The sequence below is a fragment of the Lacticaseibacillus jixiensis genome, from assembly GCF_042847315.1.
GTDB lineage: Bacteria > Bacillota > Bacilli > Lactobacillales > Lactobacillaceae > Lacticaseibacillus > Lacticaseibacillus jixiensis.
Genome location: NZ_BAAFPR010000020.1, coordinates 1 through 17,975, shown reverse-complemented (window position 1 = coordinate 17,975; position 17,975 = coordinate 1). Strand labels below are relative to the sequence as shown.

Genomic DNA, 17,975 nt, shown 5'->3' with positions numbered 1-17,975 from the left:
CTTACCGTCTCCCATCATCCACTGCTTGATCACCTGCTGTGTCCAGCAGCTCAAGCATTGTTTTAACATATGGCCTTAATGCGCGCGTTTGGGCACCCCATTGCGCTTGTTGCAAACGTTGTGTACCAAAGCATGCCATCAACGCCTCAAGTCGCTTTCGCACCCATGTCGCCGAGTCGCCGCAATGCGGCGGCGTTGGGATATACACGCATTCAGCAGCCGGTTGCGGCACAAAACTGGCGATCCACTGCTGCTTTGGCTGCAGTTGAATGACCAGCGGCAATTCGGTTTGCTCCCGCGGGGTCACCACGCAGAAGTCCCTGGCATGCATGTGAATCGCATATGCCGCCAATGTGTCGGCTTCGGCCAACACTAACTGGTGAAACCTTAATGCAGTGGCACTCAATGACACCAATTGCACCGCATAATTCATGTCTTCAGGCGCCAGCGTGAAATCCAGCGTCTTTTGATCGCCAACGATCCGATCAAGCCGAACGCCTTGCTTGGAGTAACTCTCCACCGCTAGCCCAACAGCGTCTGCTGGTGTCGCCGTCCACTCACCGGCTAAGCGATACGCGCGCTTTGGCAGCAACAGCGGCATGCAAGGCCCTGTCACAGGCTGTTGCTCACCGAATCCGCCATGCCATTGATAAATCGCCGCGCCTGGTGTTGCCAGCGGATCGACCCACTCAACTGTCCCATCAGCTTGCGGTACGATTTGCGCACCGGCGGCTTCAACAAAGCGCAAATCAGGCACCCAATTAAGCATATAGATCATGATTGCGCCTCCTGTTGGATCAATTGGATCTGATGACGCAGCTGCGTCACAAACCAAGTCACGATCCCATTGGTATCATCGTTATGGCGTCCAACCAACCCTTTAGCCAACAACCGCGCTTTGGGCCAGCGCGTCTTCAACCAGTCGCGCAAGGTGACAAAGGCAGTCGCGTCATAATCGTCATTTTGCATATACGCGATTGCAAAAGTCGTTTGTTGGTAATCGCCGGCTAAGAAATTCTCGTCAAAGCGCGCATTCAGCGCAGCGATCGCCTCAGCGCTTAGACTATTCTGATAGTACAACAGGCAATCTTTGGCGGTTGCAAAATCCTCTGGTCGCACCAGCTTACCGTTAGCCGCGATCGTGCCAAGATGGATCAACGGCTTGCCGATCACCACGGCCCGCGGCTTTAGGTATCTGGCATAATACAGCGCGCCATAAGTGCCCATGGATAAACCTGTCAAGATCAATTGATCGCTTGCAAACCCTAGGCGGTGCAGAGTATCGCGAATCACCCCAACCAATTGCGCAATCACTTGCGAATCCCCGAGATAAAACGCACCGCCTTCCAGTCGTCCGTCGGCGATCAACAGGAACGGCCCATGCAAGGCGCGCATCATGTGCTTGCCTTCAAACCCTGGCGCCTCCCGATACCCGGCAAAATACACCGTCAGCGGCGGGTGCATATCTCCTGCTTCGAAGTAAGTATACAAGTCAGATTCTGCACTTAACCGCTGACCATTGAGTTCAAACGCGCCATATGAACCGCGGCTGCGGGCGACTCGCACACTGCCGATTTCGACTGTACCAAAGCCGCGGGCATAAAAGAATAACTGCACGTGTACCCCATGCGCCCCTCCGGCAATCATCAGCGGCTGCTTGGTTGTTTGCTCAGCAACCGCTGACTTCAACTGCGCGTGGGTACGATTTGAAGCCACCACTTGCGCACGCACCTGTAATTGCGCGCCATGCGCGGCACTTTCAAAGCGCAACTCATTCACCGCATGCGGTGGGACCCAAAGTGCCCGCCGACTTTGCGCCACTAACTGCCACGCCTGACCGAAATCATCGCTGAGTCGATACTTGACGTTTCCCAATACCTGCCAAGGATGCGATCCGACTAGGGCAATCTTATCCAAATCCAATGCGTACCCGCCACCGCTTGAACCCATTGGAAAGAAGTCATCATTTAACAGCCGGCTCACTGCCGCAGGCTCCTTTAAATCCAAGGCAATGCCGCCACGCAACGCCAACAAAGCTTGTAATTGCGGCGAAAGCGCCAGATGTTGTGCATATAAGATCCGATTAGCCGGCAGTTGCTTGATCACCTCTGCATCCCACGCCCACGAGCCTGCCGACAGGATCATCAATGCCTGCTGATAAGCTTCGCCAAGTCTGTGTGCGGCAAATAACGGCTCCCCAGACTGCAGTTTGGCTTCTGGCTGCTCGGCAACTTCGAAAGTGAAGGCGGCGTCCAAACTTGTTGGATCAACCACAGGGGCTCCGCCCAGTTGAATAATCAGCGTGTGGTCCTTCATGATAATTGCGCCTCCCATCGTGCAACCAGCGTTTGTGCTTGATAATGTTCAGCCAAGGCAACATTTGCCACCACAGCCTGATTAAACCGCCGCAAATCAACGATATAAGTCCATGCTGCATCGGCAATGGCCAGCGGGTCGGTACAAATCATCCCGTTAACTTGCGCGCTGACTAACTCGTTAGCCTTCAAGACGACTTGCGGCACACCAGCAGCAACGGCTGCCAGTTGCGAGAACAGTTGCGGCTTTGTTGCCGTGCCAATGTAGACGCGTGCTGTTGCCATAGCCGCTTGCAGCGCGGCATCAGAACATTCCGTCACGTCAACGCGTTGCAAGTTCAGCAGCGCGGCTTGCAATTGGCCGTCATGCGCTGCATCTTCGCTTTTGGCATGTCGCAGAGGCTGCCGATGTGACAGCGCGGCTTGAGCCGCTGCCAACTCAGGCCAATCTGTCATCGTCAAGCCGGCTTCCTTGAGTGCCCAAGCATTGATAAGATTTTGCATCATGTTGGCTTGGGCCTGATCAACTGCCAACACACAAAGCCGAGCTGATGCGTGACTGGCCAGCTTCACCAACAACTGCCGCAACAGCGCCTGTGGCTCAAACGGTGCATCCCCGACTTCCCACACGATCAACTCGTGATCTTGCTCGTTACTCGTGCCTAACGCCAAGGAAATTGCCGCAGGTAACAAGACTTGAGCTTGGGCTTGCAGCTGTTGGCTGCTTCGCAAAGGCACCCACTGCTGCAAATACCGCACTTGATCTGCGGCGGTCATAAACACCAGGTGGGCATCACCATCGTCAAAATCCGGATTCCAGCCGCCAGCTTCACCGACCAGATACACCGTGTGCAGACGCTTGGCCAACATTTTGCCGACGACTTGATCAGCACTGATCACCATGCTTGAAGCGGGGTTCAACCAGCGCGTTAAGTATTCTTGAACGATCGCTGCCATATTGGGATATGCTTGCGCCTTGAAGCGCGCTTGGGCAGCTTGGGCGATGTGCACCTCGTTAGGTGTCTGCGTCATCACTACCTGTTCTTGGGCATTGTAATACACCCGGCGCACCAATTGATCTGCTTGATCATACCAAGTCGTCCACAAATGCCAGCCGCGATCATCGTATTGATCAACGTGACGGCCTTGTGGGGTGAACCACTCAACTTGCCAAACACAGCCGCGCGCATGCAGGTGCACACACAAGGTGCGCACGCCTGCGACATAATAATTAGTGGTCGGCCAAGCCACCAGCGGCAAAGCATCAGCAGGCACGTCAAGCGTCGCCAGCTCCTGTGGTACGCCGTCACAAGTTTGCGGCAAATCCAACATCGCATCAAATACTGACCAAGTCGCTTCAGTCAATAACCCAGCCGCTTGCAGGCGCCAATGTTGGTCAGGAACTGCCGCAATAATCGCCAAGGTGAAGGGGTGCTTTGCTTGCTGATACGTCTTAGCCAATGCCATCACCGGATCATGGGCTTGCTTTAAATTAGGGATCATTACTGGCATAGGCACCTCCTTGTGACTAGTCGTCAAATAATTGATAGCGATCTTTATTCCACACTGCCAAGAACTGCTGGCTAACGTTATCGCCCACTGTGACTAAGATAAATAAGTTACCGATCATTGGTGAGAAGTTGGCAATTCCAGGGATCGCCAGGCCAATCACCAATGGCAGCCCGGCAATGATCGTGATCACCGTATTGGCCACTAAGTTCAAAGCGATGACATGTTTCAACAAGAAGTGCTCAGTCGCTTCACCTGGTCGCACACTTGGAAAGTAATCCCCAGCCTCTTTCATTTGGCGCGCTTGGCGCCATGGTTGGACATTGATCACCGCAAACCCCCAACCTAACAGCCACACCACCAGCACATACGCCAACACACCTTGCCAATGGGTATAAGCGGTCCAGCTTAAGACCAGCCGCCCCCATGATTGCTCAGTGGCGCCTAATTTGGTCACGACCCAGCGCGGCAAGGTAAACAGCAGCGTTGAGAACATGAACGGCATGGCTCCGGCACCAAGCAGCCGCAGCGGCACATAGCCTTGCACCAACGGACTAGGCGCCAGTGGCCGGATGATCGGCAGCCGTACTTCAGCTTGATAGAAGCAAATCGCCAACGGCAGAAACACCGCAACGATCAGCAATGCGCCAACAATGTGGCCCGGTGTCAATGGATATTGCGTTTGGCCCCAGCCATTAGCCAACAGTTGCGGCAAGCGCACCAACATTCCTGGCATGATCAAGGCCAACGTGCCGCCGAACCCATGCATCACATTCAAGTTGCCCAAGAAAATGGTCAACATCGCCCCTGCAACCAACATCACCACAGTAGCGGCGAATGCCCAGTCCTGCCGACCGATTTCATAGCTGACTAAGGCTGGCGCAAGCGGTTTGGCAAAAGCGATCGCTTGCCCCACTGCCAAGATCAGCGCGATGCCATTTTGAAAGTAGCCATTCTGCCGCCGACTGAGGCGGTTAATACTGGGCAGATCTAACGCCGCCAGCACCTGCCAGCAGATCATGGCCGTCATGTACGGTGCCAGACCTAGCGAAAACAGCGTTGCCGCATCCAGCGACCCACCGGTCAGCGAACCGACGATTTGCCACCACGCCCCTTGGCGCAACACGTCAGCCGCATGCGCTTGATCGATCAAAGGCAGCGGAAGCTGTTGGCCTAACGCATAAACTGTGATCAAAGCCACTGTCCACAACAGCCGGCGTATGATGACTCGATATTTAGACAATAGATGATGCCACCTTATGGATAATTAATTGTGAGCGTGCCATCAGCTTCTGATAACACCTCAGCACACAACAGATTCTGCACGGTGCGGTGCGCAAGCGTTAATTTCATCTGAGCAAAAGCACGCCGCGCTTCTGTTTGATATTCAAACACCACGTCACGCTGGGCAACTTGCCGGCCGGCCACCACCGTCTTAAGTGTATCCAGCGCATCAACTTGCGCGATCCATGCATTATCGATCGCCTTAAGCAATACCACGCGTTGAAAATACAACCATTGATCCTCAGCCGCAAACTGGGCGCGCTGTGCGGCCAGCCGGGAAGTCATTAACGCAACCAGCCAGTCTTTGGTGGGATGCAGCGGCAGCTCATCTGGTTCAAAATCCCGATCGACTTCGTCATACAATAACTGCAACAATTCGCCTCGGGTGTGGCCGGCTGCCAACACGACCTTGGCGCCAGCCACTAAGCGGCGGTGCACGAATTCATCTAAGTTAGGTGCTGTCATGATCTGCTGGCGGGTTTGATATACCAAGTCGCGCTGCACGCGAAACACTTCCCCATATTGCATCGTGGTAAATCGCGCTGTGCGCTGGTCATCAGCGACCTTAGCCTGAGTGCGGCGGATCACGTGCGCAAAGCGGCTATGCCGAGACAAGGTTTGCCGCGGATCATCGTGGTGTTTCAAGACGAAGCGGTTGATTGCTTTAGGCCCATGGGCGATCAAGATCCGATCATCTAAGGCCGAATAGAATTGACTGGCGCCTGGTTGCCCTTGGCGGCCGGCCCGCCCTCTCAGCTGATCATCTACGCGCTTAAATGACATGCGTTCAGTGCCAATGACCAGCAAGCCGCCTAAGGCAATGGCGGCATCGTCGACATGGATATCGGTACCTCGGCCAGCTAATGATGTTGCCACCGTTACCGCCCCACACTGGCCAGCAGCGGCAATGATCTGCGCTTCTTTAGCAGCTGAATGGGCATTGAGCAGGCTATGAGGAATGCGCGCGGCAAACAGCATCTGCGAATAGCGCTGCGATAACGCCAACGAGCCGGTTTCGATCAACACTGGCCGGCCCAGTGCATGCGCTTCTTGCACCGCCAACATGGATGCGGCAAGTTTGGCCTGCGTCGTGATGAACAGCCGATCTGGCTGATCGATTCGCCGGTTAGGCAGATGCGTTGGCACTTTAACCACCGCCAAGTGGTAAATCTCCATGAATTCCTCAGCATCACTAACTGCCGTGCCGCTCATTCCCGCCAATTGATCGAACATCTTAAAGAGGTTCTGATACGTGATCGACCCCATCGCCTGCGTCTCAGGCGAAAGCTTCAGTCCTTCTTTGGCTTCAAGGGCCTGGTGCTGACCGGCACGCAAGCGCATCCCCACCAGCTTTCGCCCGTTATCAACATCCACCAACGCCAGTTCGCCATTTTCCACCACATAGTCGCGATCTTTGTGCATCAACACCCGCGCCCTCAACGCCAGCACCAAATGCCGATACAAATCGGCATGCGCTTGATCAAGGATATCGGCGATGCCAAAATAATGCTCGCTGCGCGCCAAGCCTGCCGCAGTGAACCAAACACTGCGTTGATCGTCACTTTGCGCGTAATCTTCTCCTGCCGTCAATAACGCGACAAAATCATCGGCGAGGTGATACAAGTTGGATTGAACCTTCGGCGCCCCGGAAATCACCAGCGGTGTTGCTGCCATGTCCAACAGCACGGCATCCACTTCATCGATCAACGCGAACTTGAATCCATTCTGGACCTGTACTTGGGCAGTCGCCGCCAAGTGGTCAAATAAGTAGTCGAAACCTAATGCGGAACTGGTCGTATACACGATATCACTGGCGTAAACGTCAGCTTTGTCAGCAGTTGCTTCGCCTTGGCGAGTGATCCCAGCACAACACGTTAAGCCTAAGAACTGATACACCACACCCATTTGCGCCGCATCGCGCACCGCCAAATAATCATTGGCCGTGATCAGAAAATTCCCCGGTCCCGCCAAACCATGCAGATACATGGGCAGCGTCGCCGTCAACGTTTTGCCTTCGCCGGTTTTCATCTCGATGATATTGTCAAACGCCATTGCCACGGCACCATAGACTTGTTCTGGATATGGCCGCTGGTGCAACACCCGCCAATCGGCTTCACACGCCACCGCATAAGCGTCGACGAGCAAAGCTTCCAAACGGCACCCATCAGCCAGGCGTTGCTTAAAGCTGGCCGTTTGCGCCTGCAGCGCTTCATCATCAAGGACAGCCAGCTGCGCAGTCTTGCGCAGAATCGCTTTGGTTAACCGGCGATATTTAGCTAACATATCTAAGCCTCCTTGCTTATGACAATAACGCGCGTTGTCGAACTGAGTCATGACCCAGCACCTTCGATCATGGCCAAACGCCTGGTTTACCGCAGTTGCACCGCATGCGATGGTGTTGCCTAATGATCAATGTGCTTACACTGTAGCATGAATTGGCCGCGATTTTGAATCAGATTTTATAAAAAATCTTTATGAGAATGGTTGCTGAGGCTGTGAGCCAACTAAATCACGCCACAACAAAAGCCCCAAGCAAGCGCTTGAGGCTTCTTAAATCAGTTAAGGCTTGGCCGCCACCCGCGGCGTCACCCGTTGCATGTACGCGGCAAAACGTCCCGCTTCAGCATGCCACGGCGCAGCCGGTGATGAGTCGGCGGCTTCCAGCTCATCAATATAGGCTAAGACTTGCGGCCACTGTTGCGCATTCTGGGCGGTCAATTCCGCCATTTGCGCCGTCATCGCCGCATCGCCGCCAGCTTGTGAGTAGAAGCGCACGATCGTTTTGGCCAAGGTTTTCACGTATTGGTCAGGTGCGATCTTCTGCAACAGCACCAAATAGCGTGTCATCATGCGCACCCAATCCAGCTGCAAGTGCTCCGGTTGCGGCGCCAGCACAGCATCTGGCACCGTGCGGCCCAGAAACTGCACCGACATTGCGGCCCCTAACTGCTGCGGCTGCTTAGCGACAGCGTCGATTAGCTGGCCGACAAACAGCTCCGTGTATGCGCCGAAATCTTCGAAGTGGATCTGGTTTTGCAACATCACTGTCCGTGCGATGAACCGCCCGCGCAGCAAATGCGTCGTGGCAGTTACCTCGTAAGTAAATTTGCGATCAGGCTGCATCGTTTCGTTGAGCAGCAAACCTGAGATCAGTTGAGCCTCTGGATGCGCCTTAACCGCCGCAAAGAGTTGTTGCAACACATCGACGGAATTAAACTGCATGTTCGGCCCTAAAAAGGCCACATATTGGCCAGTTGCCAGCATCAGCCCTTGTTCGAACGCCGTTTGCCATGACCAGATCTTGGCCGGCTTAATATAACGGAACTTCAGCCGATCAAACACCCGCAGCGGTTCCAAGTCTTCCAGCTGATAGCGGCCGTTATCGATCAGCAACACTTCGACTTGGCGAAAATCCACCCCGAGCTGATTGTTGATCGATGATAACGGCACCGCAAGATCCTGCACCGTCGCCGATTGCATTGCAATAATGAGGCTCAAAGTCTTACTCACGCTAAATCCTCCAAATAGTTAAGATACGCATCAATGGCATCCGTTGCCAGATCCCGCGCCTTAGCCTGCTTCAACACCAATTCACCCACCAGCTGGCGCACCCGCAGCAAGTGCCACCACTTGCTGTTTTCTTGCAGCAGGCGGCGTACTTCTTGCGTCACGGCTTGCGGGTTTTGCGGCGGATACTTTTGCATATGGCAATAAATACCCGCCAACAGCTCATAGAAATCATGCGCCGTACGCTGTGCATGATGTGCGTCAAGAAACTGGATCCGCAAGCGGCCAGAGCGCACGTATGCAGCACCATCATGTGCCATGGCAAAATTATCCCGGCGCCCAGTCGACTGCCAATTCAAGCGCCACACATAAGCCGGATCGCTTACCGTTGCGGTAGTGGTCGCAAGATCCAATGCCAGCGCTACAAAATAAACATCTTCATAAACCCGCAAGTCTGGATGAAACCGCAAGCCCAGCTGGTTCAGATACGCCCGCCGGTAAGCTTTGGCATAAACTGCCGAATGATCCTCTGCCGAATGTACAGCATAGGCCACGCCTTCGCCTTCCCGATGCTCCCCCCAAAACGGCGCCTTGACCACATCAGGCTGGTCGACGCATGCCTGCTTGAAATCATGCAACACCTTGGGGCTGGCCAACATGTCATCCGCATCTAGAAACATCACATATTCACCAAGCGCATGATCCAAGCCCACTTGCCGCGCGACGCCGGCACCAGCACTTTGCGCCAAGGCGTATTGGCGCAGCGGCCACCGCTTAGCCAGCGGCTCAGGCAGCGCCGGCCCGCCATCATTGACAGCGATTACTTCGACTTGAGTTAAGTCTACTCCAATCTGAGTGAATACAGAAGCCAATGCGCGATCTAAATCCGCGCCATATTTTAAATTATACGGAATGATCAGGCTCAGCCACGGCTCAGCCATGCTGCACCTCCTTGAGAAAGGCTTGCTTCAAGTATGCCGTCTGCGCGTTGAGATAAGCGTCAACGCCATCCAGCGACTGGCCGGCATAAAGATGATCTGGTTGCGCCAGCCATTTGATATATTTCCGGATTTGCGCTTGCCCGTCTTCAGTCCACAGCTGCCGATTCGCCACCAACAGTTCGGTTTGCTCCGCGATCAAGGCTGCCGGGTCTGCCGGCGCATGCACCTTCACCCGAAAGAACAAGTCTGCCATATACTGATAGAACTCTCGCAGCCAAACCGTCGGCTTCTTGGCGCGTAAAAGCGCCAGACTGTAGCGGTTCGAACGCGCCCAAACATGCAACTGGTGATCAAAGGCATGATTATCTTTGCGCACCGTGGAAGCTGGATTCCATAGCCAAGCATATACCGCACGATCCAGATATTTGAAATTCAGCGCCAATTCACACGCCAAGCCAACGAAATATGTGTCTTCGAAGATCCGCAGATCCGGCCGCCAGCGCAAGCCGATGCGCTCAATATATGCTCGATTATATAGCTTGGCATAGGCGGCTTTCCAGTCCAATTGCTCCGACAGCACATAATTAAATTGCTGTCCGAAGCGCTGCTGTTTGGTGTAGCGCGCGATTACCACATCGTAATCATTGGCCGCCAGCGGTGCCAGCAAATCTCTTAAAGCAAAGACATCTTGCAGCACATCGTCAGCATCGATGAACATGAAGTAGCGCCCGGTCGTATTGTCGATACCAGTTTGCCGCGCCACACCGGCCCCAAGGCTGGGTTGATAGGTCAATTGTCGCACCGATAATGCCTCAGGTGCAGCAAACATGGCCTTGGGCAGTGCCGAAACCCCATCGCCCACCAGCAAGACTTCAATGTCTTCATAATTGATTCCGACTTGCATCGCCACACTGGAAAATGCACGGCGCACTTGTTCCGGTTGCTCATTGTGATAGGTAATAATGATTGAAAGTTTTTTCATTAGGGTTTACCTCGTCAACTTTTATATGTAAGAACAAGCTGACCACCTCTTAGCGAGGTGCCCAGCTTGTCCGAGACTCACATCACTGTGAGTTTAGTACAGTGGTTCATCGTCGTCAGTCTCACGACGCTTCTTTGCAATTGCGAATGCTGCTACGGCATCCAGAATGGTTAAGCCAACGCCGGCCAAAACCACACCTTCATTGTTGGAGTTGCCAGTGTCTGGCAGCGAGTGTCGCCCACTCGTGTTGCCCGCAGCCGGATGGTACTCAACCACGTTCTGACCAAGTTGTGCATTCGCACCTGCTGCTTGACTGGTTTGGCTAGCAGGGATCTCAGTGACAACACCTTGATCTGTACCAGCTTCAGTGCCAAGCGTATCAGGCAATGTGGCCCGATCTTGCTGGCTTTCCTGAACCTTCTGCGCGGTTTCTTGGTTAGCAGATGGCTGCCCATTTGCATTACCAGTTGCCGTTGCGCCGTCGGCATCAGTATCAGGCAGATCGACGCGACCGCTGTTCGTAGCAGTGGTGCCGGTTGTCGTGGTGTTACCGCCATTGCTGCCGGTAGTCCCAGTCGTGTTGGTTTCGACGTTGCTACCATTAGTCCCAGTGTTGGTGTTCGTGGTAGTACCGTTGCCGCCGCTAGTTACAGTTGTTCCGGTTGTGGTAGTGTTGCTGCCGGTGCTGCCAGTGCCAGTAGTCGTACCACCATTGCTGCCAGTGCCAGTGCTGGTTGTCGTACCACCATTGCTGCCGGTGCCAGTGCTGGTTGTCGTACCACCATTGCTGCCAGTGCCAGTGCTGGTCGTCGTACCACCGTTGCTGCCAGTACCAGTGCTGGTCGTCGTGCCACCATTGCTGCCAGTGCCAGTGCTGGTCGTCGTGCCACCATTGCTGCCAGTGCCAGTGCTGGTTGTCGTACCACCGTTGCTGCCAGTGCCAGTGCTGGTCGTCGTACCACCATTGCTGCCAGTGCCAGTGCTGGTCGTCGTGCCGCCATTGCTGCCAGTGCCAGTGCTGGTTGTCGTACCACCGTTGCTGCCAGTGCCAGTGCTGGTCGTCGTACCACCATTGCTGCCAGTGCCAGTGCTGGTTGTCGTACCACCATTGCTGCCAGTGCCAGTGCTGGTTGTCGTACCACCATTGCTGCCAGTGCCAGTGCTGGTTGTCGTACCACCGTTGCCGCCGTTGGTGTCGGTGTTCGTGTTGCTACCGCCATTGCCGCCGTTGGTGTCAGTGTTGGTGTCGGTACCACCGTTGCCGCCATTGGTTTCAGTATTGGTGTCGGTGTTCGTGTTGCTACCACCGTTGCCGCCGTTGGTGTTGGTACCACCGTTGCCGCCGTTGGTTTCAGTATTGGTGTCAGTACCACCGTTGCCGCCGTTGGTTTCAGTATTGGTGTCAGTACCACCGTTGCCGCCGTTGGTGTCGGTGTTCGTGTTGCTACCACCGTTGCCGCCGTTGGTGTCGGTGTTCGTGTTGCTACCACCGTTGCCGCCGTTGGTGTCGGTGTTCGTGTTGCTACCACCGTTGCCGCCATTGGTGTCGGTGTTCGTGTTGCTACCACCGTTGCCGCCGTTGGTGTCGGTGTTCGTGTTGCTACCACCGTTGCCGCCGTTGGTTTCAGTATTGGTGTTGCTACCACCGTTGCCGCCATTGGTGTCGGTGTTCGTGTTGCTACCACCGTTGCCGCCGTTGGTGTCGGTGTTCGTGTTGCTACCACCGTTGCCCCCGTTGGTTTCAGTATTGGTGTTGCTACCACCGTTGCCGCCGTTGGTGTCGGTGTTCGTGTTGCTACCACCGTTGCCGCCGTTGGTGTCGGTGTTCGTGTTGCTACCGCCGTTGCCGCCATTGGTGTCGGTGTTCGTGTTGCTACCACCGTTGCCGCCGTTGGTGTCGGTGTTCGTGTCGCTACCGCCATTACCACCAGTATCAACGTCAACTGTCGTGTTGCCACCGATTACAATATTGTCTCCACCTTCATCTGTGGCTCCAGTGTCACCAGTTGCTCCGGTATCACCAGTTGCTCCAGTATCACCAGTTGCTCCAGTATCACCGGTTGCCCCAGTAGCACCGGTTGCCCCAGCATCGCCTTTATCGCCTTTATCGCCTTTGTCGCCTTTGTCGCCCTTGTCACCTTTGTCGCCCTTGTTGGACTGTTCGTAATCAGTCAAGTCGACCTTGCCGTCCTTATTCAGGTCGGCGCCGCCAGCTCGCATCCACAGCTCGAACGCCGATAAGCCGTCATCCGGTGCGTCTACCGTGCCAAGAATAACTTGATGGCCATCCTTATCAAGGTAGTAGAAGTTGTATCTGATCGTCTTGCCGTCAGCATCTTTAATCGGTTCAATCAGTGGTGTATGGCCATCATCGCCGTCCTTAGGTGCCGGGATAGTGCTGATCGGCTGCTCACTACCGTCTTCACCAACAGTGTAGAAGACATAGGACTTGCTGCCATCGACATTTTCAACCAGTTTGACTTGCGGTGTCTGGCCTGGTTCACCTTGATCGCCCTTGTCGCCTTTTGCCCCGTTAAGCACGGTGTAATCAACGCCATTGAGCGTGAAGGTCCAGCCATCGACCTTGCCTTCAACATCAGTGTGCGGCTTGACGGTTGGCGTCTGGCCATCTTTGCCATCAGCCGGTGCAGGCACAATGCCCACAGAAACCTGCTTGCCATCGTCGCCGATGTAGAAGAACTTGTAGCTCGTCACCTTGCCATTGGCATCAGTAACTGGTTCAACTTGCGGCGTCTTGCCGTCCTTCGGTGCGTCAACCGTGCCAACAGTCGTTTCTTTGCCGTCCTTGCCGACTACGTAGAATTCGTAGCTGGTAGTGCCGTCTTCGCCGACCACAGCGCGGATCTGCGGCGTCTGACCGTCTTTACCCTTATTCACCACAACAGTAGAACCGTCGGAGAAAATGATTTGGGTATTGCCATCTTCATCGATGAACGAATCAGTGACCGTCAGCGGCTTTGCATCTGCGCCGTCTTTGCCATCAACCCCATCTTTACCATCGGTGCCATCTTGGCCATCCGTGCCATTCTTAACGGTGTAATCAACCCCGCCAAGCGTGAACGTATAACCATCGACGTTGCCTTGGTCATCAGTGTGCGGCTTGACGGTTGGTGTTTCGCCGTCCTTCGGTGCGTCAACACGACCCGTAGTGACCTTCTCACCTTTATCATTGATGTAGAAGAATTCATAACTAATCGTCTTGCCGTCGCCGTCTTTGACTGCTTCGACTTGAGGCGTCTGGCCGTCTTTACCATCCTTTGGTGCAAGGACTGTACCGACTGTCGTCTCCTTGCCGTCCTTACCAACGACGAAGAACTCGTAGCTGGTAGTGCCGTCTTCGTTGACTTTAGCGCGGATCTGCGGTGTTTGACCGTCGTCACCCTTTTCACCCTTATTCACGGTGACCGTTGAGCCATCAGAGAAGGTGATCTTGGTGTCGCCGTTCTCGTCGATGAACGAGCCGGTAACGGTCAGCGGTATTGCATTGGTACCGTTCGTACCATCAACGCCGTCTTTACCATCTTCGCCATCCTTACCATCGACACCATCTTTGCCATCGACGCCGTCCTTACCATTCTTAACGGTGTAATCAACACCGTTAAGCGTGAAGGTGTAACCATCGACATCGCCATTGCTGTCAGTGTGCGGCTTAACTTCAGGCGTTTTACCGTCCTTAGGTGCTTGGATCGTACCAGTCGTCACCTTGTTGCCGGCATCATCGAGATAGTAGAAGTCGTAGCTGGTGATGTTACCATCGCCGTCTTTGACAGCCTCGATTTGAGGGGTCTTGCCATCTTTGCCAGCAGCGCCATCTTGAGGTGCGTCGACCGTCCCAACTGTGGTTTCTTTGCCATCCTTATCAGTGACGTAGAATTCATAGCGGGTCTTGCCGTCTTCACCTGTGACTGCGCGGACTTGAGGCGTTTGACCGTCTTCACCATCTTTGCCGTCAACGCCGTCTTTACCGTCAGCACCCTTGTCAATCTTGACTTGTGAACCATCGGAGAAGGTGATGACCGTATTGCCATCGCCATCAGTGATGCTGGTCTTGACAGTCAGATCAGCGCCATTCTTGACGATGTAGTCTTTACCGTTGAGGGTGAAGACATAACCATCAACGTTGCCATTGCTGTCAGTATGCGGCTTGACGTCTGGTGTCTGGCCATCCTTAGGCGCGTCAACCGAGCCCATGGAGACTTTATCGCCAGCTTCGTTGGTGTAGTAGAAGTTATAGTTAGTGATGTTGCCATCACCGTCTTTAACTGCTTCGATCGTCGGCGTCTGACCGTCCTTGCCATCCTTAGGTGCGTCGACCGTCCCAACTGTGGTTTCTTTGCCATCCTTATCGGTGACGTAGAATTCATAGTTGGTCTTGCCGTCTTCACCTGTGACTGCGCGGACTTTAGGCGTTTGACCGTCCTTACCATCTTTGCCGTCAGTACCCTTTGCAACTGTGACTTGCGAGCCGTCGGAGAAGGTGATGACCGTATTGCCTTCCTTATCAAGGGTGGTGCTCTCAACTGTCAGATCAGCACCGTTCTTGACGATGTAGTCTTTACCATCAAGGGTGAAGACATAGCCATCAACATCGCCGTTGCTATCAGTGTGTGGTGTAACCGCTGGCGTCTGGCCGTCTTTAGGCGCGTCGACTGTACCAACAGGGATTTCTTTGCCATCTTTATCAGTGACATAGAATTCATAGCTGGTCTTGCCGTCTTCGCCTGTGACTGCGCGAACGCTAGGGGTCTGAGCGTTATCTCCTTTCTGTCCTTTTGGTACAGTGATATGCGAACCATCAGAGAAGGTGATCACCGTGTCGCCAGCTTCATTAATGGTAGAGCCAGTGACCGTCAGCGCAGCAGCATCCTTACCATTCAGAACAGTGTAATCAACACCATCCAAGGTGAAAATGTAGCCGTCAGTCTTGCCTTCACTGTCAGTATGCGGCTTAACAGTTGGTGTTTGACCATCCTTAGGTGCATCAACCCGACCCATGGATACTTCTTCGCCAGCATCGTTGGTGTAGTAGAAGTTGTAGCCAATCGTCTTGCCATCACCATCAGTGACTGGTTCGATCTTCGGTGTCTTACCATCCTTAGGTGCTTCGACCGTTCCAACAGGAGTTTCTTTGCCAGCCTCATCGGTGACGTAGAACTCGTAGTTGGTCTTGCCATCATCGCCAACAACTGCCTTCACTTGAGGTGTCCGGCCGGCTGCACCATCTTTACCATCTTTGATCGTCACTTTGTTGCCATCAGAGAAGGTCAACGTGGTGGTGCCGTCTTCGTCCTTGGTGTTATCAACAATCGTAATTGGCTTTGGCGCTGCCACTTGACCCACAACGATTCGTTCGCCATCGCCGTTGACATAGTAGAACTCATAGCCAGTGACGTTGCCGTCATCATCTTTGACTTCTGCAACTTGCGGCGTTTGGCCATCAGTCCCGTTGAGCACCGTGCCAGATGGTTGTCCATTCAACGTGAAGGTGTAGCCCGTCACCTTGCCAGAGACATCAGTGATCGGTGTTACGACTGGTGTTTGACCATCTTGGCCATTGTACACAGTCTTCACATCTTGCGACCCATCAGCGTGCTTAATGGTCAGAATGTAGCCAGTACGCGGATCAGCATCTGTCGGTGTGATATCAGTCACCGAAATCGTATCGCCATCCTTCGGTGCTTCAAAATTACCTACTTCTTGCTTATCACCATTGCCATCGATGACATAGAACTTGTACCCAGTCGTTTTGCCAGTCTTCGGATCAGTAACTGCTTCTAACGTTGGGGCATCGCCTTTGTCACCCTTCTCACCTTTAGTACCATTGTAGATCGTGATTGGTTCTTGACCTGGATAAGTGATCGTGTAGCTAAGAACGTTGCCATCATCATCCTTATTAGGGGTAATGATCGGTGCTGTTGCGGCATCGCCGTTGAACAGGTTCTTCGTTTCGGTCGTGCCATCGGCGTGCGTAATCGTGACGGTGTAACCCGTCTTCTTATCGCTGTCGTCAGCCGGCTTGTAGTCACTCACCGCAATCATATCACCAATCGGCACGGTGCCAAGCGTCGTATCATCACTTGGATCGTCTGGCGTACCGTTATCCAGGTAGAAGATATAAGACTTCTTGTCGTCACTCAGTTTCGACTTCGGTGTTTCTGGTACATCGAAAGTACCGACCGTTTCGTGAGTCTGACCGTCGTCACCGATCACGAAGAACTTGTAGCCAGTGACCTTGCCAGTATCTGGGTCCGTTACCGGTTCAAGCTGCGGTGTCTTACCATCATTCCCGTTGTAGACAGGCGTGCTGCTCTTAGTCGTCCCGTCGCTACCAATGATCTCGACAGTGTAGCCGCCATTTGGATGTTCAGTGTCGCCCTTCAGCGGTGTAACGTTGATCGTATCCCCGTCTTTACCAGCTGCCGGCTTATCGATTTCTCCAAGCTTGGTGTCATCTGATGGATCATCTGGTGTTCCGTTGTCCAGATAGAAGACATACTTGTCCCCGTCTGCTTTGACCTTTGGTGTTTCTGGGGTGTCCACCGTGCCAACAGGTACATGCGTTGTCCCATCTGGTCCAAGCACATAGAAACTATAATGTGTCTTGCCGTCGTCGCCTTTAACAGCTTCAACTTGTGGTGTTTGACCATCTTGACCATTGAACAGATCCTTGGATTCAGTATTCCCATTGGCGTGCGTGATCGTGACCGTGTAACCGGTCTTCTTATCATTTTCGTCAGCTGGTTTGTAGTCAGTGACACTGATCGTGTCGCCTGCTACTGTTGGCACTTCTCCAAGATCGACATCGTCGCTGCCATCTTTTGCATCACCCGGAATCACGAAGTGGTTAGTCGTCTTGCCATCTTTGCCTTCAACGGCTTTGATTTCAGGCGTCTTCCCATCAATACCATTCTTCAGGGTGCCAACAGTTTGGCCGTTGACCTTGATGTCGTACCCAGTTACGTTGCCGTCCGCATCCTTAGTCGGTTCAAGAGTTGGCGTTGCACCATCTTTACCGTTGAACAGATCCTTGGATTCAGTAGTCCCATTGGCGTGCGTGATCGTGACCGTGTAACCGGTCTTCTTATCATTTCCGTCAGCTGGTTTGTAGTCAGTGACACTGATCGTGTCGCCTGCTGCTGATGGCACAACACCAAGATCAGTATCGCTACCATCGGCTTCACCACCAGGAATCACGAAGTGATAAGACGTCGTCTTGCCGTCTTCACTTGGTACTGCCTTGATTTCAGGGCTCTTACCATCGACACCATTCTTCAGAACACCGACAGGTTGACCGTTGATGACGATGTTATAGCCTTCGCCAGTTTCCTTGCCGTTTTCGTCCTTGATTGGATCCAACGTTGGTGTTTCGCCGTTGAACAGATTCTTAGATTCAGTATTCCCATTGGCGTGCGTGAT

General features: G+C 53.7%; 9 protein-coding genes. All 9 read right to left on the bottom strand.

Annotated features, from left to right (window positions below; all coding sequences use genetic code 11):
• Position 1: 1 nt before the first annotated feature.
• Entirely contained in the window at positions 2–778 is a 777-nt protein-coding gene (locus tag ACGG90_RS11400; RefSeq protein WP_390409534.1) for an accessory Sec system protein Asp3, read from the bottom strand.
• Positions 775–2,316 (bottom strand): accessory Sec system protein Asp2, encoded by a 1,542-nt coding sequence (gene asp2, locus ACGG90_RS11395; RefSeq protein ID WP_390409532.1) that lies wholly within the window; start codon positions 2,314–2,316, stop codon positions 775–777. The genes ACGG90_RS11400 and asp2 overlap by 4 nt, the downstream gene beginning before the upstream one ends.
• Entirely contained in the window at positions 2,313–3,827 is a 1,515-nt protein-coding gene (gene asp1 / locus ACGG90_RS11390; RefSeq protein WP_390409530.1) for an accessory Sec system glycosyltransferase Asp1, read from the bottom strand. The genes asp2 and asp1 overlap by 4 nt, the downstream gene beginning before the upstream one ends.
• Positions 3,828–3,843: 16 nt before the next feature.
• Positions 3,844–5,067: a preprotein translocase subunit SecY gene (locus ACGG90_RS11385; protein ID WP_390409528.1), complete on the bottom strand. Its 1,224-nt coding sequence runs from the start codon at positions 5,065–5,067 to the stop codon at positions 3,844–3,846.
• A 14-nt stretch (positions 5,068–5,081) separates the two neighbouring features.
• A complete protein-coding gene (locus tag ACGG90_RS11380; protein ID WP_390409526.1) occupies positions 5,082–7,391 on the bottom strand; it encodes a preprotein translocase subunit SecA in 2,310 nt (769 codons plus the stop codon).
• Positions 7,392–7,667: 276 nt separating this feature from the next.
• Positions 7,668–8,618 carry a glycosyltransferase family A protein gene (locus ACGG90_RS11375; protein ID WP_390409525.1) on the bottom strand — a complete coding sequence of 317 codons (951 nt, stop codon included), beginning with the start codon at positions 8,616–8,618 and terminating at the stop codon, positions 7,668–7,670.
• On the bottom strand, positions 8,615–9,556 hold the full coding sequence (locus tag ACGG90_RS11370; RefSeq protein ID WP_390409523.1) for a glycosyltransferase family 2 protein: 942 nt from the start codon (positions 9,554–9,556) through the stop codon (positions 8,615–8,617). The genes ACGG90_RS11375 and ACGG90_RS11370 overlap by 4 nt, the downstream gene beginning before the upstream one ends.
• Positions 9,549–10,538 carry a glycosyltransferase family 2 protein gene (locus tag ACGG90_RS11365; protein ID WP_390409521.1) on the bottom strand — a complete coding sequence of 330 codons (990 nt, stop codon included), beginning with the start codon at positions 10,536–10,538 and terminating at the stop codon, positions 9,549–9,551. The genes ACGG90_RS11370 and ACGG90_RS11365 overlap by 8 nt, the downstream gene beginning before the upstream one ends.
• 93 nt (positions 10,539–10,631) lie before the next feature.
• Entirely contained in the window at positions 10,632–17,915 is a 7,284-nt protein-coding gene (locus tag ACGG90_RS11360; protein ID WP_390409519.1) for a hypothetical protein, read from the bottom strand.
• Positions 17,916–17,975: the final 60 nt, after the last annotated feature.